Genomic DNA, 25,547 nt, shown 5'->3' on the forward strand with positions numbered 1-25,547 from the left:
TGCCTGCTACGGCGACGTGGTATTTCAGCGATTCGCCTGCGAACGCTCAGGCTCGATAGCGACCCGCATGCGGCTTCGTACGCTGGCCGCCGCGGCCGCCGCGTCCCCGGCCACGCTCAGGCGTCGGCGTCGTCGGCGAGCTCGATGGCGTCGTCGCCGTTGGGGACCGCACAGAGGAACGACCCCTCCCCGTCGGACTCGTTTCGGTACCAGTGGACGACGCCGGCGGGAATCAAAAGCGAGTCGCCGGCTTCGACCTCGTACTCCTCGTCGCCGATGCCGACGACGTACCGCCCCGAGAGGACGTACTGCTCGTGTTCGACCTCGTTGGTGTGTTTCGGCACCGTCGCGCCGGGGTCGAGGACGAACCGCCGGATGGCGAAGTTCGGCGCGCCGTCGGCCTCGGAGACGAGGACGCCCTTCGACATCCCGTCGGCCGCGCCGACCCGCTCGTACTCGATGTCCGCGCTCCGCTTGACCACTGGCTCCGGTCGGGAATCGCTCATATCTCCCCGTCGATTGCCCGCCCGCGTAAGCATTTCCCCGTCTCTTCGCCCTGACTGCTTAAGGCCCCTCCGGGGTTACTACGGGTATGCGAGGAATCCGCATCGGTAGCGCCTTCGGCATCCCGATAAAGTTGGACCTCACGTTCCTCATCGTTCTCCCGCTTTTCGCGTGGCTCATCGGCTCGGACGTGACGAATCTCGCGCTCGTGGTCAACGACCTCTTCGGCGCGAACATCGACGGCGCGGCCATCTCCGCGGGGTCGATGCAGTGGATACTCGGAAGCGCGGCCGCCATCGGGCTGTTCGCCGGCGTCCTGCTGCACGAGTTCGGCCACTCGCTCGTCGCCATGCGCTACGGCTACGAAATCGAGTCCATCACGCTCTGGCTCTTCGGCGGCGTCGCCCGGTTCAAGGAGATTCCCGAGGACTGGAAACAGGAGTTCACCATCGCCGTCGCCGGCCCGCTCGTCTCGGTCGCCATCGGCGTCGTCTCCTACGCCGGCTTCGTCTTGCTCCCCGAGTCACAGGCTCCCGCGCAGTTCGTCCTCGGCTACCTCGCGCTGGTGAACGTCTCGCTCGCCGTGTTCAACATGCTCCCCGGCTTCCCGATGGACGGCGGCCGCGTCCTCCGGGCGCTTCTCGCGCGCAATCGCCCGCACGCGAAAGCGACGCAGATGGCCGCCGAGGTCGGCAAGGTGTTCGCGTTCCTGCTCGGCCTGTTCGGCCTCTTTTTCAACCTGTTTCTCGTCGCGCTCGCCTTCTTCATCTACATGGGGGCGTCCGGCGAGGCCCAACAGACCGTCCTCAAGGCGACGTTCCAGGACGTGGTCGTCCGCGACATCATGACCGGCCGCGAGAACCTCGACGTGGTCGACGAGCGGACCTCAGTCGCAGAACTCCTCGAACGCATGTTCGTCGAGCGCCACACGGGCTACCCGGTCCTCAGAAACGGCAACCTCGTCGGCATGGTCACCCTCGACGACGCCCGCGGCGTCAAGGAGGTCGAACGCGACGCCTTCCGCGTCGACGACATCATGAGCGACGAACTGGCGACCATCTCCCCCGACGCCGACGCGATGGACGCCATCGCGCTCATGCAGGAACGCGGCGTGGGTCGTCTCCCGGTCGTCGACGAGACGGGTGACCTCGTCGGCCTCGTCTCCCGGTCGGACCTCGTCACCGCCTTCAACATCATCCGCAGCCGCGGGTCGCTCGACGCCATGCCCCGGTCCGATGCTGGACTCGCCCAACTCCGCTGATTCGCCGACCGGCTCTCAGTTCTCGGGAGCGTCGCTCCCCGTTCTCTCCTCGCGCGCCGCCGCCACAGCCGCCTCGCTGTCGTAGAGGTCGACCGTCGCGTTCGCCCGGAACCACGCCACCGCCTCGTCGAGCACCGCCGAGTCGCCGCCGGTGAGTTTGATTCGGGTCGGCCCGCCGCTGTTCGGGTAGCTCCCGACCCCCACACCGAATCGCTCGGCGACCATCCCGAGTTCGCGGGCGACGGCACCCTCCGGTGCGTCGGCGTAGCACTCTCGCGACTCCACGTCGCCCGCGAACCGCTCGGCGATGCCCTCGAACATCGGCTTCATCTCCGAGGGGATGCCCGGCAGGACGTAGACGTTTCCCGCCCGACAGCCGGGTGCGAGGCCCTCCTCGTTCGGGAGCACCTCGGCGTCGGCGGGCATCGACGCGTACCACTCCGGTTCGAGGTCGAAGTCGATGTCCGGCCGGCGTTCGAGAATCGCCGCGATGGTCGCTTCGACCTGCGTTTCGGCCTCGTCGTTGACGACGAACGCCCGGTCGAGACCGGCCGCGACGGCCTCCATCGTGATGTCGTCCGGCGTCCCGCCGAGGCCGCCGGTGACGAGGACCGCGTCGAAGGCGGCCGCCCAGTCGGCGACCGTCTCGGCGATGACTCCGTGGTCGTCGGGGACCGTCTGAATCCGCGCCACCGTCGCCCCGCCCTCGGTGAGTCGCCGGGCCAACCACGTCGCGTTCGTGTTCTCGATGTCCCCCGCGAGCAGTTCGTTGCCGACGGTGAGGATGGCGACCTGCATGGCCGGGTCGTAGGACGCCCGATAGAAAGACGTGCTCGTTTCTGGCGTTCCCTTCGGGTTGTCGGCGACGGCCGCGCTATCGACGGTTCGGTGCGGCTCGCGCTCGGTAGTTCGAGCGCGGAAAAGCGAGGTGGACCGGCGGCGACCTGCGGAACCGACCGGTCAGCCCGTCGGTACCGTTGGGCCGACGGGCGCTTCGTTGTCCTCCGGGTCGCCGCGGTTGAGTATCGCGTCGCGGATGCGGTCGAACACCGAGTTGTCCGCGCGGAGTTGGGTTCTCATCCCGCGTGGTATGTTTGTTCATGACACACTTGGGTCTGGTGGGTGGTTCTGCGGACTCGTACACGCGACGCGGCGCTCACCGGTCGAAATGTAGAGAAGCGGTCCAGGTGCGAGAATTGAACGTCGTGAGGTTCCACCTCACGTACTCACGCTCGTTTCCACTCGCGTGAACCCCGGTCGCTCCTTTCAGTCGCTCCCCGGTTCAATTCTCGCAGCCATACCTCACCGTAAATTTCGAGACGGGCTCGCACACGCGACGCGGTGCTCACCCGTCGAAATGTAGAGAAGAGGTCCAGGTGCGAGAATTGAACCCGCGTCTCAGCCTCCACAAGGCTGAAGGATAGTCCACTACCCCAACCCGGACACGCTGCAATCCTTCCTAATCCGCTACGACTAAAATACGTTACGCTACGGTCCCGGAATGACAGTACGTGACAGAGGTCGGGCCACCGCCCCCGCGACCCCGCCGACTACTGCACGACGCCGAACGCGTGCGACCACGTGTCTCTGTTTTCGCCCACGCGAACCCACAGGGGGACGAGCGCCTCCAGATATCGGGCGGACTCGATGCCGCCGGCGTCCTCGACGCCGGGCCAGCCGAGTTCGGTGAGTATCTCCTCGGCCCGAGCCTTGGCGTCGGCGTCGTCGCCGCAGACGAACATCGGCGGCGTCTCCGCCTCGAACTCCGGGTCGACCATCTGGTGGTGTGAGACCGTGTTGAAGCATTTCACGACCGATGCGTCGGGGAGCATCGCCTGCACTCGCTCGCCGAGGGAGTCCGTACCGCCGAACAGGAGCCGGGGTTCGCCGCCGGTGAAGTCGAGCGGGTTCGTGGCGTCGAGGACGAGTTTCCCCGCGAAGTTCGTCACTCCGGCGAGGTCGAGCGCCTCTTTCGCGACGTCGCCGCGGACCGCGAGCACCACCACGTCGCCGTGGGTCGCGGCCTCGGCGAAGCTGCCGACGTCCATGTCGTCGTCGGTTCCGGCGGTTTCGTCGGTCCACGCGCGCAGTTTGTCCGGGCTCCGAGTCCCGACCTTCACGTCCCAGCCGTGGCGGGCGAATCCCCGCCCGAGGGCTTTCGCCACGTCGCCGCTCCCGATGATTCCGATGCGTCTCGTCTCCATTCGTCCCTAGTGGCGCGCCGCGAGCAAGTACGTTCGCGGCCCGAGACGGCCGAACGCGGCTGGGGCTTCGCACGGGAGCGGGACGCTTTTGCCGCGGAGGCCCGAAGCTGCGGGTAGCAGTGGCTATCACGGACAAGATCTACCTCAAAAATCACCGCCAAATCGTCTCGCAACTGGATACGAACATCCCCAAGCGCGTCTTCAGCGGTGCGACCCTCGAAATCCTCTACTCCGGCGAGGGGCTCACCAAGGTGGACGACGCCACCCGCGACCGCCTGCTCGACTTCGCGCAGGACTTCCTCGACTGCGAAAATTCGGACGACATCTACACCGGCTATCCCGAACGCCAGTTCATCGAGTACCTGCTCGAACTCCGCGCGCAGGGGCTCGGCCCCGACGCAATCGTGGACGTGATGAGCGACGACTACATGGTGTACGCCTACCCCGGCGACGTGCTTTCGTTCCTCGACGACGCGGTCCGGACGCTCGAATCGGTCGAGGCGCTCGCGGACGTGGAAGGAGACAGAGAGATGCAGGACGACGCGCGACGGGCGAAGCAGGACCTCGTCGGTCCTCGCTGAATCGGACCCGCTACCGCGAATCGATAACGGCGTAGAGAGCGCCGGCGGTCGGTCGGCTTAGCCGAGGCGGAACGACGGCTCGTCGCCCGTGTCGAGGTCCTCCAGTTGGATGACCTCTTCGACGTCGTCGTGGTCGTTTTCGACCTGCTCGCGCAGGTAGTTCACGTAGCCCTTGTGCTCTTCGAGCTGCTCGCGGAGGTGTTCGGCCTCCAGTTCGAGGCGCTCGTGCTCGCGGATGAAGCTCTTGGGAACCTCGACGGTCGGGGGGAACGACTCGTCTTCGCCCTCGCGCAGTTTCTCGAGTTCGTGTTTGGGGACGACCTGCACCTGACCGTCGTGGGCAACTAACGTGTCCACGTAGTCGCGGAAGACGGCGGACAGGGAGATGTCCCGCTCCTCGGCTATCTCCCGAAGGGTCTCGAACGCGTCTTCGTTGACGCGAAACGAGATGGTCTTGTTCTTGTTGCCCATGATATTCGTCGGTCCGTGGTGAGGCCACTTAATGGTTCGTCAGACGAGGGGTCTCGGGCGTCGTGATTCGTCGCAAAAAGGGGCGTGTGACGGTGGAAATCGGCCGTCAGTCGGCGTTTGATACGTTCGGTGGTCGGCGACCGGTGCGCGTCTCGTTGACGCGCCGGGCCGCGCGGGCGAAACGCTCGCTTACGCGCTCAGTTCGTCGGCCTGTTCGAGGCTTTCGAGCGCGGCGATGGCGGCGCGCTTGTACTCCTCGGGGTCGAGGTCGTAGTGCTCGCGGGCCATCCGCGCGTACTCGTTGCCCTCGTCGTCGAACGCCGCGATGCGGTCGAGCGTCTTGTCGGCGGTCTCCGTCACCCAGCGGTCGCGCGTGGCCGCGTCGACCTCGGTGATGGACTCGGGGCGGACGGAGACGTTGATGCTGCCGTCGTCGGTCTCGTACGTCCGCGGCTTGCCGACGACCGCGACGTAGGCGGGCGCGTCGAGGTCGCGCAGCGCGCTGGCGGCCTCGGGCTGGTACTGGCCGGCGTAGACGAAGAACGTCCCCGTCGGGTCGACGATGCGACCCCGCCAGTACTCGTTGTCCTCGCCGACGTCTTCCTTCTCGGTCAGCGTGCCGACGAGGAAGACGCGGTTCGCGCTCTCTCCCGTCGGGAGCAGCAGGTAGACGGGCGCGCGCTCGTCGTCGGACTCCTTGAACGTGTAACCGGCGTCGTTGAACTCCTGTGCGAAGACGCGCCGGGCGACCTCTCGGGTGGGGATTTCGTTGGAACTCATTTACATCGACCTCGCTTTGATGAGCAGTTCTTCTGCGTCCGCCGGCTCGCTCAGCCGCTCGACTTCGTTGGCGAGCACGTACCGGCCCAGCGTCGGGCCGGTGACGCGGTAGTAGAACCCCACGAGGTCACCGCGCATCTCCTCTTCGACGATGGTGGTGTCGAGGGCGTCCATGGCCATCTGCTTCGCCTCGTCCAGTTCGATACCGGTCAGCTCCTCCGTCATCTCGCGGTTGAAGATGACTTCGTGGACCTCGTCGCCGTCGTCGACGACGGCCTTGATGCGGAGGTCGAACTCGCCTTCGACGCTGCCGTGTTCCGAACAGCGCCCGTTCTGGAGGACGCGCGTGCAGCCCTCCTCGGGACAGCGCTTGATGAGGCCGCTCCCGGACTGGATGTCCACGAGCGCGCCCTCGACGCTGGTCGAGTCGTCGCCGACTTCGATCTCCTCGTCGAGTTCGGTGATGCTCGTCGTCCGGTTGAGCTTCACGGAGAAGTTGCCCTGGTACTCGTCGGTGACGACGTTGCCGAGCGCGTACGACTTCCCCTCTTCGAGTTCGGGGAGTTCGGACGTGGTGAACGAGACGAACTTCATCCGCCCGGAGTCGTCGCCGAGCAGGCCGACCTGCGCGATGGACTCGCTCCGGGGTTCCCAGAGTTCGACGACCTTCGCGCGCACGTCGACCCACTGCTCGTCTTCGTCGATGTCGTTGAGCAGGGTCTGTTCGTTTCCGCCGGAGCCGCCGGCGAGCTCGTCGCGCTCGATACCGGCCTCGTCGAGGTAACTGTTGACGACGCTCCGCCGCGCTTCGTCGACGGGGACGCGGTACTCGGTGACGAGACTCTCTAATCGTTCTTCGACTTCGTCCGCGGACACGTCTAGGTGGTCCGAGAACTGGTCGGCTATCTCAGCCGCATGGGTTCGCAAATCAGTCATGGTCTACCTCGCCTCCACCTTGGTTTCCATTGGGAGGCATACTGACCTTGGATGCGTACTCATATAAAAAGTTGCAAACGGCGCAGTGAAAGTGAACGTCGCGGCCGAGAGCGCGCCAGAACCGCCGCACCGAGCGAGGAATTGATAGCCTCGGGGCACGCACTCGACACCATGGACGACCGCCTCGAAAGCATCATCCGCAGCGCCGCCCGCACCGCCGGCAAGCGCTACGAGGAGGCCAAACGCGCCTATCGAGACGGTCGGGACTCGTCTCCGACGCACTCCCTCCCGCGGGACGCCGAGGGTCGCGCGAAAATCGTCTGCCGCCGCCACGCCGAGCGCCGCGCCGTCGCCGTCGACGCGAAGGGCCGTCCCGCCTGCTTCGACCCCGACCACCCCGACTGTCAGGGCTGTGTCGAGGACATCCGCGAGGGGATGGTCGAGACGTGGTAGGCGAGATGAGTAGTGACATGGTCGGCGACATCGGTAGCGACGCGGTTGGAGACGTGGTACGGTTTTGAGGCTGTAGCGCCACCCTCCGACATGGACCGACCACTCGTCGCGCTCGTCCTCGCCGGCGGCACCGGCACCCGCCTGTACCCCGCGAGCCGGAGCGACCGGCCCAAACAGTTCCTCCCGCTCGGCGGCGACCGCTCCCTCCTCGCCGAGACCGTCGCCCGCGCCGACTTCGCCGACCACGTCGTCGTCTCGACGCGGCCCGCGTTCGCGGACGACATCGCCGACCACGCGCCCGACGCCGAGGTCGTGGTCGAACCCGCGGCCAAGGACACCGGCCCGGCGCTCGTCTACGCGACCCACCGAATCGCCGAGTTGTACGACGACCCGGTTGTCGTCGTCCTCCCGAGCGACCACCACGTCGGCGACGGCTTCGCCGAGGCGATGACCCGCGGCGCGCGCGTCACCGCCGACACCGGCGCGCTCGTCGCCTTCGGCGTCGACCCGACCCGTCCGGACACCGGCTACGGCTACATCGAACCCGGCGCGGACCGCGGCGGCTACCGCGACCTCGCCGCGTTCCACGAGAAACCGGACGCCGAGACGGCCGCCCGCTACGTCGACGAGGGCTACCTCTGGAACGCCGGGATGTTCGCGTGGACGCCCGAGGCGCTGTTTTCGGCCGTCCGCGACTCGCCGCTCGCGCCCCTCCTCGACGCCCTCGACGACGGCGACACCGACGCCGGCTTCGAGGCGGTCGAGGGCGTCAGCATCGACTACGCGGTGATGGAGCGCGCCGCGGACGCGGCGGTCGTGCCGGTCCACTTCGAGTGGGACGACCTCGGTTCGTGGGACGCCCTCGAACGCATCGTCGACGCCGACGAGGACGGCAACGTCGCGCTCGGCGACGACCCGGTGTTCGTCGACGCCGCGGACAACGTCGTCGCCACCGACGGCGCGAACGTCTCGCTCGTCGGCGTCTCCGACCTCGCGGTCGTCGCGTGGGGCGACCGCGTGCTCGTCGTGCCGAAAGAAGACGCGCAGAAAGTGCGCGACGCGGTCGCTATCCTCCGCGACCGCGACGCGTTCTGAGACGGGTCGAGCGCCGCGTCAGGCGCTCCGCAGTCGTCCGCCGTCGACCGGGACACAGGCCCCAGTGACGAAGCTCGCGCGGTCGCTGGCGAGGAACGCGACCACGTCGCCGAGTTCGCGCGGGTCGCCGACGCGACCCAGCGGAATCCCGTCGGACCACGAGTCGAGGCCCTCCTCGTAGGTCTCGTGGTCGCCGCGCTCGACGGCCGCCTCGACCAGTTCCTCGATGCGACTCGTCTCGTGTGCGCCCGGCAGCACCGCGTTCACCCGCACGCCCGGCGCGAGTTCGCGCGAGAGCGACTTCACGAGGCCGATGACGCCGCGGCGGACCGCGTTCGAGAGGATGAGGTCGTCGATGACCTCCCTGACAGAGGTGGAGGTGATGCAGGTAATCGTGCCCGCGTCGCTCGCTTCGAGGTGCGGCCGCGCCGCCCGGACGGTCCAGACGGCGCTCATGACGAGCATGTCGAACGCGCCGTACCACTCCTGTTCGGTCAGGTCGGCGAACCCGCCCGGCGGCACGCCCCCGGCCGAGGTGACGACGTGGTCGACGCCGCCGAACTCCTCGACGGCCGCCTCGACCAGCGCTTCGACGTCTCCTTTGCTCGTGATGTCGGTCTCGACGCCGAGCACGTCGCCGTCGAGGTCGCTCAGGTCCGATTCGGTCGCCGCGAGGCGCTCGGGGTCGCGCCCGCAGACGACGACGTTCGCTCCTTCGTCGGCCAGCGCCGCGGCGCTCGCGCGCCCGAGGCCGGCCGAACTCGCCGTGACGACGACCGTGTCGCCGTCGAGTCCGAGTTCCATGCGCGGGCCGACGAGCGCCGCGAGCAAAAGCGTGGGCCTCGCGGCACGACGTGGGGTGAACCGAGGACGCCGGCGGTGAGAGCGATTCCAGCGCGGGCGCGCGGTCAGACCCCGTCGGCGTGCCGGCGGACACGGACGCGCCCGTCGCTCGTGACGCCGACGAAGAGCTGTTCTTTGATTTCTCGCCCCTCCACGGCGTCGCCGGCCGCGTCGGAGACGATTTTCATCAGGTCCGGCGCGGTCTGGTTCACTTTCACGCCCGCCTCGTCGCAGGCGTCGTACACCTGCTTGGGCACGTCGTAGAGGTCGCTTCCGGCGGGGACCTCGACGCGGACCGGCGCGGTGAGCGCGTCGACGAACGTCACCGTCTCGCGGGCCTTCTCGACGTTGGCGCGGGCGCTGGCTTCGATGCTGGAGACGTTCGCCCGCGAGGTGCCGAGGAAGTCGGCGATGGTCGACTGGCGGACGTCCCGCTCGCGCAGCGCGAGCACCTCTGCCTGCCTCCGGGTGAGGACGCTCGTCTCCGGGTCGAACCCGGCTCTATCGAGGAGTTCGTCTACGTCGGGAACCGTCTCGTCGTCGCGTCCGGCGTCGCTCATACCACGGGGTAGGTCTCGGGGGTGAAAAAAGATACAGCAGGCTGACTGTCCACGGGACGCCGCCGACGAGTCGGCGTTATTCGCCCCAGAAGTTGTCTCGGCTCCCGAGCGCCTCGGGGCGCTTCGGGCCGTCGCGACCGCTCGATTTGGATTTGGATTCGGTGTCGGCTCCGGTCGCCTCGCCCGTCTCGCCCGTCTCGCCCGCCTCGCTGTCTTCGGCTTCGGGGTCCAGCGGCAGGCGCTCGACGATTTTCTTCGCGCGGGCGTGGCTCCCCTTCACCCGGTCGATGCGGACGATGGCGCGCGCATCCGGCAGCAGTCCGTCGACGAAGACGATGAAACCGTCTTCGGTCCGACCGACTCCCGCACCGCTCTCGTGGATGTCTTCGACGGTGACGATGACCTCCTCGCCCGGCTTGACGGGCTGCTGTTTGAGCTCGTAGATGGGGCGCTCGTAGTGGTCGCACCACTCCGCGCCGCCGCGGTCGCCGTAGTACTGGCACCCCATGCCCGCGATTCGTTCTGAGAAGCTCGGGCAGTCGTCCGCGAGTGGACAGTCGGACATGCGGGGAGGTACACTAGGGGCACTCTAAACGCTTGCGGGTAGCCCGCCGCCCGCCGAAACGCTTTCTGTCGCTCGCCCGAACCCCGCGGTATGGCAGAACGCGTCCCCGAGTTCGCACTCCTCATCGGCGTCTTCCTCGGCCTGTCCGCGACCGTCTCCGCGGCGGTCCTCTCGGGGACGCTGTTTCGCCCGCTCCTCTTCGGTGCTGTCGTCTGTTACCCCTTCGCCGCCTTCGGCGTCCTCCGGTCTGACGACCCCTCCGAGGCGCTCCCTCCGCGGGTCGTCCTCGGCCTCGGCGCGGCCATCGGGCTGTTGACCGCGACGACCGCCGTCCTCGAACGCGCGACGGTCGAACCGCTCGATGGCGTGTTCGCCGCGGTGGTGGTCACGCTTCCGCCCGTCGCCTACGCGGTCCGGTTCGGCGCGGACGTGAACCCCCTGTCTCCGGTCCAGTCGCTCGTCTGTTGTGCGGTCGTCGGCGCGGCGTTCCTCGCGCTCGCACCCCGCCTCGGAACGGTGAGCGCGCTCCTCGGGTTCGTCCTCGGGCTTTCGGGGGCGCTCTACGCCGACGCCCGCGGGTTCCGCCCGACGCACCGTCAACAGCGCGTCGGTATCGCCGCGGGCGCGCTCGTCGGCGTCTCGGTCGCGGGTGCCGGCGTCGCGATGCGGCTTCCGCTCGGTCCGACGACGGCCGCGGCCGCGGCGCTCGCGCTCACGCCGAGTCTGTTCGTCGCGCTCACGAGAACCCGGGCGCGGCGGCACCACCGCTTCCGGTCGTGACGCTCGCACTCACTCCGCAAAAATCTGGACCGAAAACGCCCGAAGTCAGGCCAGTGGCGTCCGCTCGAGACCGTGCCGGTCCCACCTTTTTCCGGAGTTCGCTGGCGCTCACTCCGCAAAAGTCTGGACCAAAAACGCCCGAAGTCAGGCCAGTGGCGTCCGCTCGACGACCGTGCCGGTCCCACCTTTTTCCGGAGTTCGCTGGCGCTCACTCCGCAAAAATCTGGACCAAAAACGTCCGAAGTCAGGCCAGTGGCGTCCGCTCGACGACCGTGCCGTCGTAGGTCGGGTACTGCTCGACGATTTCGCCGTCGTCCACGTCGCCGTCTTCTATCATCTCTTCGAGGAGCCACCACGCGACCTCGACGTGGTTCGACTTGATGCTGTAGAACTCGTCGGGGACGCCGAGTTCGATGAAGCGCTCGGCGGGCGTGTAGGTCTTGCCGTAGACGAGCGTGCCGTCGTCCGTCACTTCGTCGAACGGCCGGCGGAGGTTGCGGGCCATGCGCTTCAGGCGGTTTCGGTGCTGGGCGGCGTCCTTGAACACGGAGGTACAGAAGTAGACGCGCTCGTGGTCGCCCATCTCGTCGAGGATGGCCTCCTTCGAGCCGTCGACCGCCGACATGTGACCGTCCTGCAGTTCGTAGCCCTTCTCCTGCATCCGGCGGTAGTTACCGTCGGACATCTCGAACTCGTTGATGTTGCAGAACTCGGCGGCCCCCTCGTCGAGGAAGTCGAGGAACTCCCGTTCCGCGCGGATGCCCGGAATCTCGAACGCCGGGGTGAGGCCCTCCTCGCGGGCGATGTAGAGGATGTCCTCCCACTCGGTGCCGTGCATGTCGCCCCAGAGTTCGAGCGGCGGGTGGAAGCGAATCTCGTCGAGGCCGGCCTCGGCGAGGCGGCGCATGTTCTCGCGACCGCCCGTGATACCCGTATAGAGGTGGATGTGGTGGTCCTCGCCGAACTCGTCTTTGAGAAGCGAGATGTAGCGGCAGGTCTTGTCGAGCGCCTCCTGTGGCTCGCCGCCGGTGATGGACGAGCCGAGCGCGTCCATGCGTTTCGCCTCTTCGATGACGTCCGCGTCGGACTCGACTTTCCGTTCGTTGGCGTACACGTCGGTGACGTTCTTGCGATTCTCGCCGAGCGGGCAGTAGAAACAATCGCGCTGGTCGCAGTACCCGTAGACGAACAGCACCATCTTGCCGCCCATGGCGCACTGTTCGCATCCCTTCGAGATCATTCGATTACGGAACCGTACTTGGCGCATCGTCAAAAGGCGTCCGACTTTGCCCGGGAACCGTTCCGCCCGCCGGTACGGTTATTGTTGTATATGACTGACAGTATGTCATGTCTCTCGGTCCCGTCGTCCACGCTGAAGGTCCGGTCCGGGTCCTTCTCGTCGACGACGACCCCGAAACCGTCGCAGACACGGTTCCGGCGCTCGAGGCGTGCGACCGTCTCGAGGTCTCGGCGGTCGACGACCCGGTCGCGGCGCTCGAGGCGCACGCCGAGTCGCCGTTCGACTGTATCGTCACCGAGTTCGAGTTCGACGGTTCCACGGGCTTCGACGCGCTGCTCCGTCTCCGAGAGTTACCCAACCCGCCGCCGGTGATTCTGTTCACGAGGCTCGACTCTGTGGACGTCGTACGGGAGGCGTTCGACGCCGGTGTCGCCGACGTGGTCGAGAAACCGCCGACAGAGGCTCAACTCGCGGTGCTCGCCTACCGCATCTCGAAGGCGGTCGCCGCGGCCCGTCAGTCGACCGAACTCGACGAACTGCACGCGTGGGTCCGGGTCATCGCCGACCAGTCGCTCGTCGGCCTGTACGTGATACGCGACGGTCGAATCGAGTTCGTCAACGAGTACCTCTCGAACCTGCTTGGCTACGACACCGACGACGTGGTCGGCCGCCCAATCACCGACTTCATCGTCGAGCAGGACCGCGCCATCGTCGACGAGAGCCTGAAGAGCCGGGAACACGGAAGCGTCGAATCGATGTCGTACACCGTCCGCGTCAGCGACCGAACCGGCGAGCAGACGACGCTGGAAATCACCGGTCAGCGGACGGCGGTCGACGGCGAGTCCGTCGTCGTCGGGACCGCGATGGACGTCACGGCCCGACTGGAGTCCGAACGGCTCCTCAGGCGCTCCGAGCGCCTCACCAGGCAGATAATCTCGTCGCTCCCGGACATGGTGTTCATCTCGGAGCCGACCGAACTGGACATCGTCTACATCAACGACCAGTTCGAGAGCGTCTGGGGGCGAGACGTGTCGCTCCTCTACGAGGACCCGCGTTCGTTCCTCGAACTCGTCCACGTCGACGACCGCGACCAACTGAGGCGAGCCATCGACGAGATGTTCGCCGACATCCGAGACGGCGGCGTCGACAAGCAGTACGAGTACGAGTACGAGTTCCGGTTCATCCCCGAGGGGAGCGAGACCATCCGCTGGGCGAACGCCCGCGCGGTCCCACTCCTCGACGAGAACGGCGACGTGACGAACATCCTCGGCGTGATGTCGGACCTCACCGAGCGCATCAGTCACGAACGCGAACTCGCCCAGCAGAACGCCCGACTCGACGCCTTCGCCCGGGTCCTCTCGCACGACATTCGCGGGCCGCTGGCGGTCGCTCAGGGCCGACTCGAACTCGCCCGCGAACTCGACGACGGCAGCCACCTCGACCACGTCGAACGCGCCCACCGGCGCATCACCGACGTGGTCGAAGACGTGCTCTCTCTCGCCCGCGACGGGCGTTCCGTCCTCGACGCGGAGGAAGTCTCGCTGGCGGACGCCGCGGCAACCGCGTGGGAGATGTGCTCGCCCAACGCCGGCCACGTGCGCTGCGAGGTCGGCGAACTCCCGGTGGTCGAAGCCGACGAGAGTCGGGCGACGCGGCTCTTCGAGAACCTGTTTCGGAACGCGCTCCAGCACGGCCGAAGCGACCGTGACGACGCGTCCACCGCGAGCGACGACTCGGAGCTCGTGATTCGCGTCGGTGCCCTCCCATCGCACCGCGGCTTCTTCGTCGAGGACAACGGCCCCGGCATCCCGGCGTCGATTCGCGACCACGTCTTCGACTCGGGATTTTCCACCAAAGACGGCGACGGAAACGGCCTCGGACTCGGCATCGTCCGGCAGATTGTCGACTCCCACGGCTGGGTAATTCGGGTCGTCGACGGCGGGTCCGGGGCGCGCTTCGAGGTGCTTTTCGACCCCGTCGGCGAGGCCGGCGCGACCGACTGACCGGGGCGAACCGAAGGGGACGACGACCGCGCCCCGGCGACCGCCCGCTCGCTCCGCGAGACCGACGGACCGCGCCACCGCGACCGCGCCCCCGAAAGCAGATATATCCCCGTGGCATAGGAGTCAACGATGCTCTTGGTCCTCTGTGTCGACCTCGACGACGACCTCGGCCGCAAGACGGGTCTCTCGACGCCCGTCGTCGGCCGACAGCGCGTCGAGGACGCCGCGGTGGCGCTGGCCACCGCGGACCCGGAGGACTCCGACGTGAACGTCCTCTTTCAGGGCATTCAGGTCCACGACGAACTCCTCGAATCGGAAGACGAGGAGGTCGAGGTCGCGGCGGTCACCGGGTTGGAAGGAAGCGACGTGAAAGCGAACCGCGCCATCGGCGACGAGATTGACACCGTCCTCGCGAGCCTCTCGACCGGCGAGCCAGTCCACGCCATCGTCATCACCGACGGCGCACAGGACGAGTCGGTCCTGCCGGTCATCCGCTCTCGCGTCCCCATCGACGGGGTCCGTCGGGTCGTCGTCAGACAGGCCCAGAACCTCGAATCGATGTACTACACGATGAAGCAGGTGCTCGCCGACCCCGAGACCCGCGGGACCATCCTCGTCCCGCTCGGCATCCTGCTTCTCATCTACCCCTTCGTCACCATCGCCAGCTTCTTCGACGTGCCCGGCGCGGTCGTCCTCGGTCTCATCTCGGCGCTCCTCGGCCTGTACACGCTGTTCCGCGGGCTCGGCCTCGAATCCGCCGTCGACGAGGCGGCCAACCGTGCGCGCAACGTCCTCTACGCCGGTCGCGTCACGATCATCACCTACGTCGCCGCCGCGGCGCTCCTCGTCGTCGGCGGCGTCCGCGGGGTCGAACTCCTCGAAACCGTCTCCGACAGCGTCGGCGGCGACCCCGCACCGGGACTCATCCTCGCGACGCTCGTCCACGGCGCGGTCGAGTGGTTCGCCGCCGCCGGTATCACGAGCAGCCTCGGGCAGGTGACAGACGAGTACCTCCACGACCGGTTCAAGTGGCGCTACCTCAACGCGCCGTTCTACGTGTTCGCCATCGCCATCGTGCTGTACGCGCTCTCCGGCTTCTTCCTCCCCGAGGGCGTCGTCGGCGTCCAGAAGTTCTACCTCCCCGGCCTCGCCGTCGCGCTCACGGTCGGCACGCTCCTCGGCGTGCTGAGCACGCTCACGTTCGCGGTGGCGGAGTCGCGCTACCCGACCGGCTCGGACGGCGACGGCGAGCAACCCGCGTAATCAGTCGCGGACGGTCGCTCCGCTCGGCGTTTTCTGTCGGTTTTCAGCGTCGTCGGTGCCGAACTCGAAGCCGCCCCGTCAGCTCTCGCGGACGATGACGAACTCCGCGAGGTCGCGGAGGTACTCCAGCGGCTCCGAGTCTTCGACGCCCGAGGAGTCGAGGGCCGAAAGCGCTTCGTCGGCCTGCTGTCGGGCCCGGCGGTTCGCTTCCTCGGGGGTCAGGTCCGTCACCTGTACGAGCGACGGCCGGCCCATCTCGGCGTCCTGTCCCGTCGGCTTGCCGAGTTCCTCGGCGTCGGCCGTGGCGTCCAGCACGTCGTCGCGAATCTGGAAGGCGACGCCGACGCGGGCCGCGTAGTCGCCGAACGCCTCGACGACGTGGGCGTCGCCGCCGGCGGCGACGGCGCCGAGTTCGGCGGCGGCGCGGAACAGCGCGCCCGTCTTGCGGTGGGCGAGCTGCATGTACTCGTCTTCGTTGGACGGGACCGCGACGAGTTCGGTCGCCTCGCCCTCGCCGAGTTCGACCATCGATTCGGCGACGATGCGGGTGGCGCGGTCTGACGACGAGAGGAGGGCGAACGCCTCGCCGAGCAGGCCGTCGGAGGCGATGATTGCCGGGCCGTAGCCGTACTCGGCCCACGCGCTGGGCGTGCCGCGGCGGATGTCGGACCGGTCGATGATGTCGTCGACGACGAGCGAGGCGTTGTGGACGAGTTCGACGCCGACCGCGAAGTCGACGGCGTCCTCGGGGGTGCCACCGACGGCCTCGCAGGCGAGGATGGTCACGGCGGGGCGGACGCGCTTGCCCCCCGCGAGAGCGACGTGGTCGAGTTGGTCGGCGAGTTCCGACGGCTCGACCGCCGAGACGACCTCCTCGAGGCGGTCGTTTACCATCGTGACCCGGCGCTCCAGGTATTCCATTGTCGGTTCGTAGGGTTGGGTAGGGAAGTACGTACCGGATTTGGAGAAACCGCGCGACTGGGGTGCGGCGCTCAGAGAACACGTGCCCCGGAGACGTCGCTCACAGGTTCGCGTCCGCAAAAATCTGGACCAAAAAGATTGAACGTTTACTCGAACTGCTCGATGAGTTCCGGAACCACATGCGACCACCTTTTTCCGGACGCTCACAGGTTCGCGTCCGCAAAAATCTGGACCAAAAAGATTGAACGTTTACTCGAACTGCTCGATAAGCTCCGGAACGACTTCGAAGAGGTCGCCGACGATGCCGTAGTCGGCGATGTCGAAGATGGGCGCGTCGGGGTCGGTGTTGATGGCGACGATGTTCTCGGCACCCTTCATCCCGGCGACGTGCTGGACGGCGCCGGAGATGCCGATTGCGATGTAGAACTTCGGCGTGACGACCTTCCCGGACTGGCCGACCTGCCGGTCCTTCGGGAGCCAGCCGTTGTCGACGATGGGCCGCGACGACGAGAGCGTCGCGCCGAGCGCGTCGGCGAGTTCCTGCACGAGCTCGATGTTCTCTTCTTCTTCGATGCCGCGGCCGACGGAGACGAGCACGTCGGCGTCGGTGATGTCCACGTCGCCGCTGCCGACTTCCTCGAAGCCGGTCACGCGCGAGCGCACGCGTGACTCGTCAAGGTCGAACGAGAAGGCCTCGACCGCGGGCTCGCCCGGCTCCTCGGCGGCGTCCCACTCGCCGGGGCGGACGGTGACCGCGGCGCGGTCGGCGTCGACCTCGACGGTCGATTCGACCTTCGAGGCGTACATCTCGCGGGTGACGACGAGGCCGCCGTCGTTCTGGAGGCCGATGGCGTCGGTCACGAGCGGGAGGTCGAGGCGCTCCGCGACCGCGGGGGCGTAGTCGAGGCCGTTGACCGTGTTGCCCATGAGGACGTACGTGGGGTCGAGCTCCTCGGAGAGGGCCTCGACGGCCTGCACGTACACGTCGTGGTTGAACTCGTCGCCCTCGGCGACGGTGTGAATCGCGTCCACGCCGGCGAGCGAGAGCGCCTCGGCGAAGGCGTCCACGTCGCCGCCGATGACCGCGAGGTGGAGGTCGCCGCCGGTGTCGCCGACGAGGTCGGCGCCGGCCGTCACGAGTTCGAACGACACGTCGCGGAGGCTTCCGCGGCGGTGCTCGACGACGGCGAGCACGTCGCTCATTGCGCGCCCACCCCCTTCTCGCGGAGGACGGTCGCAAGGTCGGCGGCCTGCTCCCCGGCGTCACCCTCGAAGTAGGTCGCGTCGGACTCGGTCTCCGGCTCGTACACGTCGGTCAGGACGAGGTCGGACTCGACGGCCGCGGCGTCGAGGCCGAGGTCGGAGAGCGCGAGCGGCTTGATCTCCTTCGACTGGGCCTGCCGAATCCCGCGCAGGCTCGCGTAGCGGGGCTCGTTGATACCCGTCTGGATAGTGAGGACCGCGGGCAGGTCGACCTCGGTGAGCTCCTCCACGCCGCCTTCGAGTTCGCGGCGGACGTTCGCCACGCCGCCGTCGGCGTCGAGGTCGAGCGCGTTCACGACCGCGGCCCACTCGAAGTCGATGGCCGAGGCGAGCGAGACGCCGGTCGCGCCGAAGCTGTCGTCGTTCGCCTGCACGCCCGTCAGGACGAGGTCGGGGTCTTCCTCCTCGACGACCGCCGAGAGCAGGCGCGTCTTCGCACCCACGTCGAGCAGGTCCACGCCGTCGAGCGCGTCGTCCCACACGCGGACCGCGCGGTCGACGCCCTTGGCGAGCGCCATGCGGATGGTCTCTTCGGACCGCTCGGGGCCGATGGTGACGGCGACGACCTCCACGTCGTCGTCGCTCTCCTCGGCGATTTGGACGGCTTCCTCGACCGCGTACTCGTCCCACTCGTTGAGGTCGTAGTCGAGGTACTGGTCCGCCACGCGGAGCCCGTCGAGCTCGAAGTCCTCTTCGACCTCGGCGACCTCCTTGACGGTTACGAGAACTTTCATCAACGTTCACTACCGACCGGGGAGAATAAACGTTTTCGCACCGCGGTCGTCGGCGACGCCGTCGCCCGATTACTCCTCGTCTTCGTCCTCGTCGGGGAGCGAGATGAGGTTCTCGCGGCCGAGGCGCAGTTTCTCGACGCGCCCCTCGTCGGCCATCGCCGACAGGAGCTGCGAGACTTTGGCGTCGGACCAGCCGGTCTCCTTGACGATGTTCGCCTGCTTCATCCGCCCGCCGCTCCGTTCCAAGAGGAGTTCGACCCGCTCTTCGTCCGAGAGTAAGTCGAGGTCGACATCGTCGGGCGCTTCGCCTGCTTCGCCGTCGTCGTCAACCTCTCCGTCGGTGCCGAGTTCGTCGGACGGTTCCGGCGTCGGCTCCTGACGCCGCGTGGGCGTCGATGCCGACGGTTCGACCGCGTCCGCGTCGCCCGGTCGCCGCCGGGTGAACAGGACGACACCCGCCACGAGCACCAAGAAGACGATGGCACCGCCACCGACGAGCGTCCACGGGATGGCTCCGTCCGACCCTGTGGAAACGTAACTCACGCTTAGTTGCTCGGTCGACTCGAACGTCCGCGGTCCCTCGGCGACGACGGCGTTGTTCTCCAGCGGGATGTCCGTGTCGCTGACGGCGTAGCCCGGGGGCGTCTGAATCGTGAGGTTCTGGTTCGACTGCAGGGAGGTGACCCACGTCTCGCCGCCGCCGGCCGAGAAGGCGTCACCGACGCGCAGCCCTTCGTCGGTCTGTTCCGCGAAGTTCGTCCACGTGAACCTCAACACGAGGACGCCGGTCCCGTTTTCGACGTACCCCGTCGTCGTCGCGTTCTGGACGGTCATCGACCGACCGGTCTGCTCGGCGGCCGTCTGGCTGACGCGCTGAAAGAAGGCGGCGTCGGGGCCGACGTCGGTGGTTCCCTGCTCGTACTCCTGTGCGAACTCTTCGAACGCCGCGGTCTCGTTTCGCGTCTCGAGCTCGTAGCGCATCTCGATGCGCCAGTCCGCCGAGCGGTCGTCGCGAACTCGAATCGATATCTCCGTCCGCGGCGACCGTTCGAGACTCGTCTGCTGGGTGACGAGCGGTGCGCGGCCGAGGGCGGCGGGCGCTTGCGAGCGAGAGTCGGTACCGAAATCGCCGACTCCGGAATCGTCGACTGCCGCGTCAACGCCGTGAGCGCCAACCGCAGTCATATCTGTGGCCGCCACCGGGACTGCGACGCCGGAGACGATGGTGAGGAGGGCAACGATGAGGGCGGCGCTCCGCATACGTAAATCCGTTTCATCCGGCGATGAAAACGCTTTCCATCGACTCAACAGCGTCATACGCCGCCGAGGCCGACTCCCGTGGCTCGTGGGGACGACGGCGTCAAGAGGGTCATTTTAGTACCGGCACCGTGTACCCTCACGGCGATGAAGGCCCTCCCGCTCGTCGTCGTCATGCTCTTGGTGGCGTCGCCGGTTCTCGGCGCGGTCGGTCCCACGGACGGCTCGGCCCAAGCGACGGCTCTCGACGAGCCGGCCCCCGCGCAGGTCCAGTCCCCGTCCAACGAGACGATTCACGTCCTCGATATCCCGTCGTCGCAACTGGTTCGAGCGACCGTCGAGCCCGCCCATGTCGACCTCGGCCCGTCCCTCGGCTTCGCCGGCCTCGATGCCAGCGGCGAGGTTCAGTCGCGCGCGTCGATCGAGCGTATCGAGTCCGCGGGCGACGACAGCACCCGCCAACAGCTCATTCTCGACGAGATAAACAGCATCGAGCAACGCGCGATTGCGCTGCAAAGCGCACAGCGCTCCGCAGTCGAACAGTTCAACGCGGGGGAGCTCACCGCGCGCGAACTCCTCGTCGAACTCGCGCGAATCGACGCCGAGGCCCGCGGCCTCAACGAGCGACGCGTCGCCCTCCGGGAACTCGCCACCGAGACGCCGGACTTCTCTATCAACTCCGGCCGGCTCGCGGCGCTCGAACGCGAACTCGACACGTTCACGGGTCCCGTCCGAAAGTACGCCGTCTTGGTCATGACCGGGGAGTCCGATGCCGCGCGGTTCTCCGTCCGAACGAGCGAGACGGGCGTCGTCCTCGGCGTCGTAGCTGACGGAGAGTACGTCCGCGAGGCCTACCGCGCCGGGCTCCGCAACCGCGACCAGAGCACGGTCTCCTACGAGGAGGCGCTCGACATCGTCGCGGAGAGCTACCCCACCATCTACTCGAGCCGCGCCGCGCAGAACGGGACCAACGTCATCAGCGCCGGTGACAGCCACCGCGTGCGAATCAACTACGACCGCGGTCAGTTGACCGCCTACGTCGACGCCGGGAGCGGGCGGGTGTTCAAGGAATCGCAGACCCGCCCCCTCGGTTCGATTGCGACCGGGGCCGTCGCGACCGAGGTCAAAGACGGCCTCGCGCTCACTGTCGACCGGACCTACCCCGGCGGACCGCTCCGAATCCAGCTGAACGAAAGCGGGAGCGACGACCCGGTAGACGCGAACGTCACCATCGGGCTCGAAGCCAGCCAAGAGAGCACGCTTCTCGGCCACACCGGCACCGACGGGACGCTCTGGACCGTCTCGCCGTCGTCCCCCTACACGATTACGGTGATTAAGGGCAACTCGGCGGTCGTGCTCACCACTTCACCGACGCCGATGCCCGACCTCGTCATGAACACGACCGCGGAGGCGAACGACAGCGCCGCGATGATGACCTCGACGCCGACCGAGTCGACGAGTTCCGCGTCGGTCGGTTCGGAGGGCGCACCGCCCGGTCCGCCGGCGGTCATCTGACCGGAGCTTCTTATCCCATGACGGGGCCACCCCGTCTCGATGTCCCGTCAGTTCCGCCGCTCGACTCGCGGCTCGTCCGTGCTCCTCGGGAGCGTGCTCCTCATCGGTCTCGTGGTCGTCGTCGCGGCCGCCGTCGGCGCGGCGGCGTTCGACGCGGCCGACTCCTCGCCGACGCCGACCCGGCCGACGGCGCTGTCGCTCGCGGTCTCGGGCGACACGCTGTCGCTGACCCACGAGGGGGGCGCGCCACTCGACGTGGAGTCACTCGCGATTCGAATCTCCGTGGACGGAGAGCCACTCGCCCACCAACCGCCCGTGCCGTTCTTCTCGGCCAGCGGGTTCCGTCCCGGACCGACCGGTCCGTTCAACGCCGCGGCCGACTCCCGGTGGACCGCGGGCGAGACGGCGACGCTCGAACTCGCGGGGACGAACGACCCGGACATCGAACTCGGCGCGACGGTAACCGTCCGCGTCTTCGACGGGGAGACGCCGGTCGCGGCGCTCGAAGCGAGCGCGTCGTGAGTCAGGGGTGACGAAAACGAGCGTCCGAGTCGAACGCGGCGGTCGCGATTTATTCCTCTGGTGCGCGCGCGATGGTCACGATGGCCCGCGGACTGCCGGGCTGGCGCTGGAGGATGTGGTGTTCGATGTCGACGAAGCCGGCGGCCTCGAACATTCGGTCGGCCTCCTCCTCGTCGTAGAACAGCATGATGGCGTCCGCCAACTTCTGGAAGACGCCGGATTTCGGGTCGTCGGGACCGACGACGAGGACTTTGCTCCCCGGCTTCACCACGCGTCGGAACTCCTCGAGCGCGGTGACCGGGTTCGGCCAGTACTCGATGGAGCCGGACGACCAGATGACGTCGAAGGAGTCGTCGGCGAAGGGGAGCCGCTCTGCGTCCCCGCGATAGAACCTGACCTCGTCGTTCTTGCCGAACTTCTCCCACGCCTTCTGCATCTGGTGGATGCTCTGGTCGAGGCCGTGGACGTCGTCGGTGTAGCGGAGCAGTCCCTCGGTTCCGAAGCCGGTGCCACAGCCCACGTCGAGGACGCGGTCGCCCTGCTGGATGTCGAGCATCTCCAGCGCCTCGTCGCGCATCTCCTCGTTCCAGATGAACGGGTTCACCCGGTCGTACACCTTCGAGAGGTACTTGTAGAACAGGCGGGCCCGCGCTTTGTTTTCGAGGACTCCCATCGCGCCGGGATTAGGACTCACCGATGATAACGGTGCGGATTCGCCGCGCCGGTCGGCGTTCACGGGGGGTAAACCGCCGCGTTCCCCGAGCGTCTGTCACAGACTTTCCGCAAACACCTTATACAGCGCTTGTGCAACGTTCCTGTGATACGAGTATGCCGAGACAAGAGGTTCTCGAACGAATCAAAACGGCCGAGCAGGAGGCCGACGACATCGTTGAAGAGGCCGAGGCCAAACGTGAGGAGCTCGTCGCGGAGGCGCGTCGCGAAGCCGATGAGATTCGCTCCGAGGCCGAAGAAGAGGCCGCAGAGCTCGAATCCGAGCGTCTACAGGAGGGACGCGCGGAAATAGAGACGGAGCGGGAACGCATCCTCGAAGAAGGCGAGGACGCCCGCGACGAATTGGTTGCCGAGGCGGAAGACCACATCGACGACGCGGTCGAATTCGCCATCGGCAAATTCGAGGAGGCGGTTGATGCTCAGACCTGAGCAGATGAGCAAGGTCTCGGTGACCGGTTCCAAGGGCGTCATGCCCGAGGTCATCGAGGCTGTCCACGACCTCCGACTGCTGCACGTCACCGAATACGACGGCTCGTGGCAGGAGGAGTTCGGATTCGAGACGGGGTCGCCCATCGAAGGCGCCGAGAGCGCGTCCGACAAGCTCGTCACCGTCCGCTCGCTCAAGAGCATCCTCGGGGTCGAAGACACCGACTCCGGCCGGCAGCGCATCGTCCCCGACGACGCGCTCGGCGAGCCCCTCGAAGAGATTCGAGCCGAGGTCAACGAACTGGACGACCGCCGCTCAGAGCTCGAAAACGAGCTCCGCGCGGTGGACGAAGAAATCGACGCGATGGAGCCGTTCGTCGACCTCGGGCTCGACCTCGACCTGCTTTCGGGGTACGAGACGCTGCAGGTCGTCGTCGGACAGGGGAAGGTCGAACCCGTCGAGCGCGCCGTCGTCGACGCCGACGACATCAACGCTTACGAGATCTTCTCGGGCGAGCGAACGCACGCCATCTTCGGCCGCCCGGTCGACGGTGCCGACGAGATGGCGCTCGCCGACGCGCTCGTCGGCGTCGAGTTCGCCACGCTCGAAGTCCCGGACGCCTCGGGAAGCCCCGAAGAGCACATCCGCAACCTCGAACAGCAGAAGCGCGAAATCGAGTCGAAGCTCGAGACCGTCGAGTCCGAGCTTCACGACATCGCCGTCGAGGAGGGCGAGTTCCTCCTCGCCGCCGAAGAGCGCCTCGCAATCGACGTCCAGAAGACGGAAGCACCGCTCTCGTTCGCGACGACGGAGAACGCCTTCGTCGCCGAGGGCTGGATTCCGAGCGAGCGGTACAACACGTTCGCGAGCACGCTCAAAGACGAGGTCGGCGAGCACGTCGCGGTCGAGGAGCTCGAACGCGCCGAGTTCTCGCGTGACGGGCACGACCACGCGCGCGAGGATGTCGCCGAGAGTGGTGGCACGGTCGCCGCCACCGACGGCGGAACCGTCTCGATGTCCAGCGACGACCCGCCGGTCGTCCAGAAGAACAGCGGCGCAGTCAAGCCGTTCGAAATCCTCGTTCAGGCGGTCAATCGCCCGAGCTACTACGAGTTCGACCCGACCATCATCCTGTTCCTGACGTTCCCGACGTTCTTCGGGTTCATGATCGGTGACCTCGGGTACGGTGTCATCTACACCGCCATCGGCTTCTTCCTCTACTCGAAGTTCGATGACGGCGCGATCAAGAGCATGGGTGGCGTCACCATCGCCGCGGGGCTGTTCACGACGTTGTTCGGCATCCTCTACGGCGAGATATTCGGCTTCCACCTCATCACCGAGTACTTCTGGGAAGGCGTGCTCGGGATGTCGCACCCGCCCATCGAGAAGGGACTGTCGCCGGCCACCTCTGAGTGGGCCCTCGGTTGGCTCACCGTGAGCGTCGCCGTCGGTATCTTCCACGTCAACGTGGGGTACATCCTCGACTTCTTCGAGAACTACGAACTCCACGGCGCGAAGGACGCAGTCCTCGAAAGCGGTTCGTGGATCCTCATGCTGAACGGCCTGTGGATCTGGATCTTCAGCGACGCGCTCGGTGGCGTGCCGCCGGAGTTCCTGTTCACCACGTTCGCGGCTGACGGGCTCATCCCGCTCGGCTTCTCCGGCTTCTCGTTCATCGTCGGCTGGGCCGGCTTCGGGATGTACATCCTCGGCGCGGTGCTCCTCGGGATGGCCGAACTGGCCGAACTCGTCGAGTTCGCCGCCCCGCTTTCGAACGTCCTGTCGTACACGCGTCTCGGCGCGGTCCTCATCGCGAAGGCGTCGATGGCGTTCGCCGTCAACCTGCTCGTCTTCGGCGTGTACGTCGACGACCACGGCGGCTGGCACTTCGGGCTCGGCGGGATGCCCGACTCCGCCGCGGTGGCGGCACTCGGCGCGGGTGAAACGCTGAGTTACCACGGCTACGAAGTGACCGAGGTCCTGTTCGGCGGCATCTTCCACACGGGTGCCGCGGGCGTCGTGGGCGGACTGCTCGTCCTCGTCGTCGGTCACCTGGTCGTCCTCGCACTCGGCGTCACGAGCGCCGGCCTACAGGCCGTGCGTCTCGAGTACGTCGAGTTCTTCAACAAGTTCTTCGAGGGCGGCGGCCGCGAGTACAACCCGTTCGGGTACGACCGCGAGTTCACGACCGAAGACTAACCCTCTCCGGCGATTCTTCTTTGACTTCGTTCGCTCGGAGCGGCCGCTTTTGCAATGACGACGATTCCGCCGTCGTAGACAGACCGTCCAGACGTTTTGGGAACCTTTATGATACGGCTGACGCCACATGCAGACGTTCGGAGACGACAATCCGGTACTCAGGAACACACAATGATTGAAGCAATTGAACCCCTCATGACTGCACTGCAGAATGAAACCGCTTCCTCGCCCGCTATCACCGCCGACGCTGCGGCGGCCCTCTCCGTCGGTATCGCCGCCTTCGCCGCAGGCTATGCGGAGCGTGGCATCGGTTCCGCTGCGATGGGCGCCATCGCGGAAGACGAGGACCTCTTCGTTAACGGGCTGGTCCTTACGGTTCTCCCCGAGACCCTCGTTATCCTCGCACTGGTCGTTGTCTTCGCGGCCTAAGCACCCCCT

The 25,547-nt window shown here is 67.1% G+C and carries 27 protein-coding genes and 1 tRNA gene; 12 read left to right on the forward strand and 16 right to left on the reverse strand.

Annotation, left to right across the window (positions count from 1 at the left end; genetic code table 11):
* Positions 1–116: 116 nt before the first annotated feature.
* Positions 117–506, reverse strand: a complete 390-nt coding sequence (locus tag ABY42_RS01265) for a cupin domain-containing protein (protein WP_050458503.1) — start codon at positions 504–506, stop codon at positions 117–119.
* An 86-nt stretch (positions 507–592) separates the two neighbouring features.
* Here ABY42_RS01265 and ABY42_RS01270 point away from each other — a divergent pair, with 86 nt between their 5' ends.
* Positions 593–1,765, forward strand: coding sequence for a M50 family metallopeptidase (locus tag ABY42_RS01270; RefSeq protein ID WP_004973698.1), 1,173 nt, complete (start codon positions 593–595; stop codon positions 1,763–1,765).
* A 15-nt stretch (positions 1,766–1,780) separates the two neighbouring features.
* Here ABY42_RS01270 and ABY42_RS01275 read toward each other — a convergent pair whose 3' ends face one another.
* The 3 genes from ABY42_RS01275 to ABY42_RS01285 all read right to left on the reverse strand — a co-directional run bounded on the left by ABY42_RS01275 (position 1,781) and on the right by ABY42_RS01285 (position 3,969).
* Positions 1,781–2,563 (reverse strand): competence/damage-inducible protein A, encoded by a 783-nt coding sequence (locus ABY42_RS01275; protein WP_004973690.1) that lies wholly within the window; start codon positions 2,561–2,563, stop codon positions 1,781–1,783.
* A 572-nt stretch (positions 2,564–3,135) separates the two neighbouring features.
* Positions 3,136–3,208, reverse strand: a tRNA-His gene (locus tag ABY42_RS01280).
* A gap of 107 nt (positions 3,209–3,315) precedes the next feature.
* Complete coding sequence (locus ABY42_RS01285; protein ID WP_050458504.1) at positions 3,316–3,969, reverse strand: NADPH-dependent F420 reductase; 654 nt, start codon at positions 3,967–3,969, stop codon at positions 3,316–3,318.
* A gap of 119 nt (positions 3,970–4,088) precedes the next feature.
* Between ABY42_RS01285 and ABY42_RS01290 the strand changes: the two genes are divergently transcribed.
* Entirely contained in the window at positions 4,089–4,550 is a 462-nt protein-coding gene (locus ABY42_RS01290) for a DUF5814 domain-containing protein (RefSeq protein ID WP_004973684.1), read from the forward strand.
* A 57-nt stretch (positions 4,551–4,607) separates the two neighbouring features.
* Here the strand turns inward: ABY42_RS01290 and ABY42_RS01295 are convergent, their stop codons facing one another.
* From ABY42_RS01295 to ABY42_RS01305, 3 genes are all read right to left on the reverse strand, one after another.
* On the reverse strand, positions 4,608–5,021 hold the full coding sequence (locus tag ABY42_RS01295; RefSeq protein WP_004044633.1) for a ribbon-helix-helix protein, CopG family: 414 nt from the start codon (positions 5,019–5,021) through the stop codon (positions 4,608–4,610).
* Positions 5,022–5,210: 189 nt separating this feature from the next.
* Positions 5,211–5,801 carry an RPA family protein gene (locus ABY42_RS01300; RefSeq protein ID WP_004973682.1) on the reverse strand — a complete coding sequence of 197 codons (591 nt, stop codon included), beginning with the start codon at positions 5,799–5,801 and terminating at the stop codon, positions 5,211–5,213.
* Positions 5,802–6,737: a replication factor A gene (locus ABY42_RS01305; RefSeq protein WP_004973680.1), complete on the reverse strand. Its 936-nt coding sequence runs from the start codon at positions 6,735–6,737 to the stop codon at positions 5,802–5,804.
* A gap of 171 nt (positions 6,738–6,908) precedes the next feature.
* Here ABY42_RS01305 and ABY42_RS01310 point away from each other — a divergent pair, with 171 nt between their 5' ends.
* Entirely contained in the window at positions 6,909–7,190 is a 282-nt protein-coding gene (locus tag ABY42_RS01310) for a DUF7091 family protein (protein WP_004973677.1), read from the forward strand.
* A 90-nt stretch (positions 7,191–7,280) separates the two neighbouring features.
* Positions 7,281–8,285, forward strand: a complete 1,005-nt coding sequence (locus ABY42_RS01315; RefSeq protein WP_050458505.1) for a mannose-1-phosphate guanylyltransferase — start codon at positions 7,281–7,283, stop codon at positions 8,283–8,285.
* Positions 8,286–8,303: 18 nt separating this feature from the next.
* Here ABY42_RS01315 and ABY42_RS01320 read toward each other — a convergent pair whose 3' ends face one another.
* The 3 genes from ABY42_RS01320 to ABY42_RS01330 form a co-directional block, all read right to left on the reverse strand.
* Positions 8,304–9,089: an SDR family oxidoreductase gene (locus ABY42_RS01320; protein WP_050458506.1), complete on the reverse strand. Its 786-nt coding sequence runs from the start codon at positions 9,087–9,089 to the stop codon at positions 8,304–8,306.
* A 104-nt stretch (positions 9,090–9,193) separates the two neighbouring features.
* The gene (locus ABY42_RS01325) at positions 9,194–9,688 is read right to left on the reverse strand and encodes a Tfx family DNA-binding protein (protein ID WP_004973672.1); all 495 of its coding nucleotides are present in this window, start codon (positions 9,686–9,688) and stop codon (positions 9,194–9,196) included.
* A 76-nt stretch (positions 9,689–9,764) separates the two neighbouring features.
* A complete protein-coding gene (locus ABY42_RS01330; protein ID WP_049913342.1) occupies positions 9,765–10,253 on the reverse strand; it encodes a TRAM domain-containing protein in 489 nt (162 codons plus the stop codon).
* Positions 10,254–10,343: 90 nt separating this feature from the next.
* Here ABY42_RS01330 and ABY42_RS01335 point away from each other — a divergent pair, with 90 nt between their 5' ends.
* The gene (locus ABY42_RS01335; protein WP_050458507.1) at positions 10,344–11,033 is read left to right on the forward strand and encodes a hypothetical protein; all 690 of its coding nucleotides are present in this window, start codon (positions 10,344–10,346) and stop codon (positions 11,031–11,033) included.
* 244 nt (positions 11,034–11,277) lie between these two features.
* Here the strand turns inward: ABY42_RS01335 and ABY42_RS01340 are convergent, their stop codons facing one another.
* Positions 11,278–12,273, reverse strand: coding sequence for a radical SAM protein (locus ABY42_RS01340; RefSeq protein WP_049904989.1), 996 nt, complete (start codon positions 12,271–12,273; stop codon positions 11,278–11,280).
* Between the two features lie 107 nt (positions 12,274–12,380).
* Here ABY42_RS01340 and ABY42_RS01345 point away from each other — a divergent pair, with 107 nt between their 5' ends.
* Both ABY42_RS01345 and ABY42_RS01350 read left to right on the forward strand, forming a co-directional pair.
* Positions 12,381–14,276: a PAS domain S-box protein gene (locus tag ABY42_RS01345; RefSeq protein ID WP_050458508.1), complete on the forward strand. Its 1,896-nt coding sequence runs from the start codon at positions 12,381–12,383 to the stop codon at positions 14,274–14,276.
* 129 nt (positions 14,277–14,405) lie between these two features.
* On the forward strand, positions 14,406–15,539 hold the full coding sequence (locus ABY42_RS01350) for a DUF373 family protein (RefSeq protein WP_004973664.1): 1,134 nt from the start codon (positions 14,406–14,408) through the stop codon (positions 15,537–15,539).
* A 78-nt stretch (positions 15,540–15,617) separates the two neighbouring features.
* On the opposite strand, the gene ABY42_RS01355 is transcribed toward ABY42_RS01350, so the two are convergent.
* The 4 genes from ABY42_RS01355 to ABY42_RS01370 all read right to left on the reverse strand — a co-directional run bounded on the left by ABY42_RS01355 (position 15,618) and on the right by ABY42_RS01370 (position 19,717).
* Positions 15,618–16,460: a polyprenyl synthetase family protein gene (locus ABY42_RS01355; RefSeq protein ID WP_050458509.1), complete on the reverse strand. Its 843-nt coding sequence runs from the start codon at positions 16,458–16,460 to the stop codon at positions 15,618–15,620.
* Between the two features lie 249 nt (positions 16,461–16,709).
* The gene (locus ABY42_RS01360; protein WP_050458510.1) at positions 16,710–17,663 is read right to left on the reverse strand and encodes an electron transfer flavoprotein subunit alpha/FixB family protein; all 954 of its coding nucleotides are present in this window, start codon (positions 17,661–17,663) and stop codon (positions 16,710–16,712) included.
* Complete coding sequence (locus tag ABY42_RS01365; protein ID WP_004973659.1) at positions 17,660–18,457, reverse strand: electron transfer flavoprotein subunit beta/FixA family protein; 798 nt, start codon at positions 18,455–18,457, stop codon at positions 17,660–17,662. The genes ABY42_RS01360 and ABY42_RS01365 overlap by 4 nt, the downstream gene beginning before the upstream one ends.
* A 69-nt stretch (positions 18,458–18,526) precedes the next feature.
* The gene (locus ABY42_RS01370) at positions 18,527–19,717 is read right to left on the reverse strand and encodes a DUF7345 domain-containing protein (RefSeq protein WP_050458511.1); all 1,191 of its coding nucleotides are present in this window, start codon (positions 19,715–19,717) and stop codon (positions 18,527–18,529) included.
* 144 nt (positions 19,718–19,861) lie between these two features.
* Between ABY42_RS01370 and ABY42_RS01375 the strand changes: the two genes are divergently transcribed.
* Positions 19,862–21,229, forward strand: a complete 1,368-nt coding sequence (locus tag ABY42_RS01375; protein WP_050458512.1) for a DUF7094 domain-containing protein — start codon at positions 19,862–19,864, stop codon at positions 21,227–21,229.
* Positions 21,230–21,268: 39 nt separating this feature from the next.
* Positions 21,269–21,751: a type IV pilin gene (locus tag ABY42_RS01380; protein WP_004973653.1), complete on the forward strand. Its 483-nt coding sequence runs from the start codon at positions 21,269–21,271 to the stop codon at positions 21,749–21,751.
* 49 nt (positions 21,752–21,800) lie between these two features.
* Here ABY42_RS01380 and ABY42_RS01385 read toward each other — a convergent pair whose 3' ends face one another.
* Positions 21,801–22,424: a methyltransferase domain-containing protein gene (locus tag ABY42_RS01385; protein ID WP_004973651.1), complete on the reverse strand. Its 624-nt coding sequence runs from the start codon at positions 22,422–22,424 to the stop codon at positions 21,801–21,803.
* A gap of 155 nt (positions 22,425–22,579) precedes the next feature.
* Between ABY42_RS01385 and ahaH the strand changes: the two genes are divergently transcribed.
* The 3 genes from ahaH (at position 22,580) to ABY42_RS01400 (ending at position 25,538) form a co-directional block, all read left to right on the forward strand.
* The gene (gene ahaH / locus ABY42_RS01390; RefSeq protein ID WP_004973649.1) at positions 22,580–22,912 is read left to right on the forward strand and encodes an ATP synthase archaeal subunit H; all 333 of its coding nucleotides are present in this window, start codon (positions 22,580–22,582) and stop codon (positions 22,910–22,912) included.
* Positions 22,899–25,109, forward strand: coding sequence for a V-type ATP synthase subunit I (locus tag ABY42_RS01395; RefSeq protein WP_050458513.1), 2,211 nt, complete (start codon positions 22,899–22,901; stop codon positions 25,107–25,109). Before ahaH ends, ABY42_RS01395 begins: the two co-directional genes overlap by 14 nt.
* 171 nt (positions 25,110–25,280) lie before the next feature.
* Positions 25,281–25,538, forward strand: a complete 258-nt coding sequence (locus ABY42_RS01400; RefSeq protein ID WP_004973645.1) for a F0F1 ATP synthase subunit C — start codon at positions 25,281–25,283, stop codon at positions 25,536–25,538.
* The last annotated feature ends 9 nt before the right edge of the window (positions 25,539–25,547 follow it).

This window comes from Haloferax gibbonsii (assembly GCF_001190965.1).
Classification (GTDB): Archaea; Halobacteriota; Halobacteria; order Halobacteriales; family Haloferacaceae; genus Haloferax; species Haloferax gibbonsii.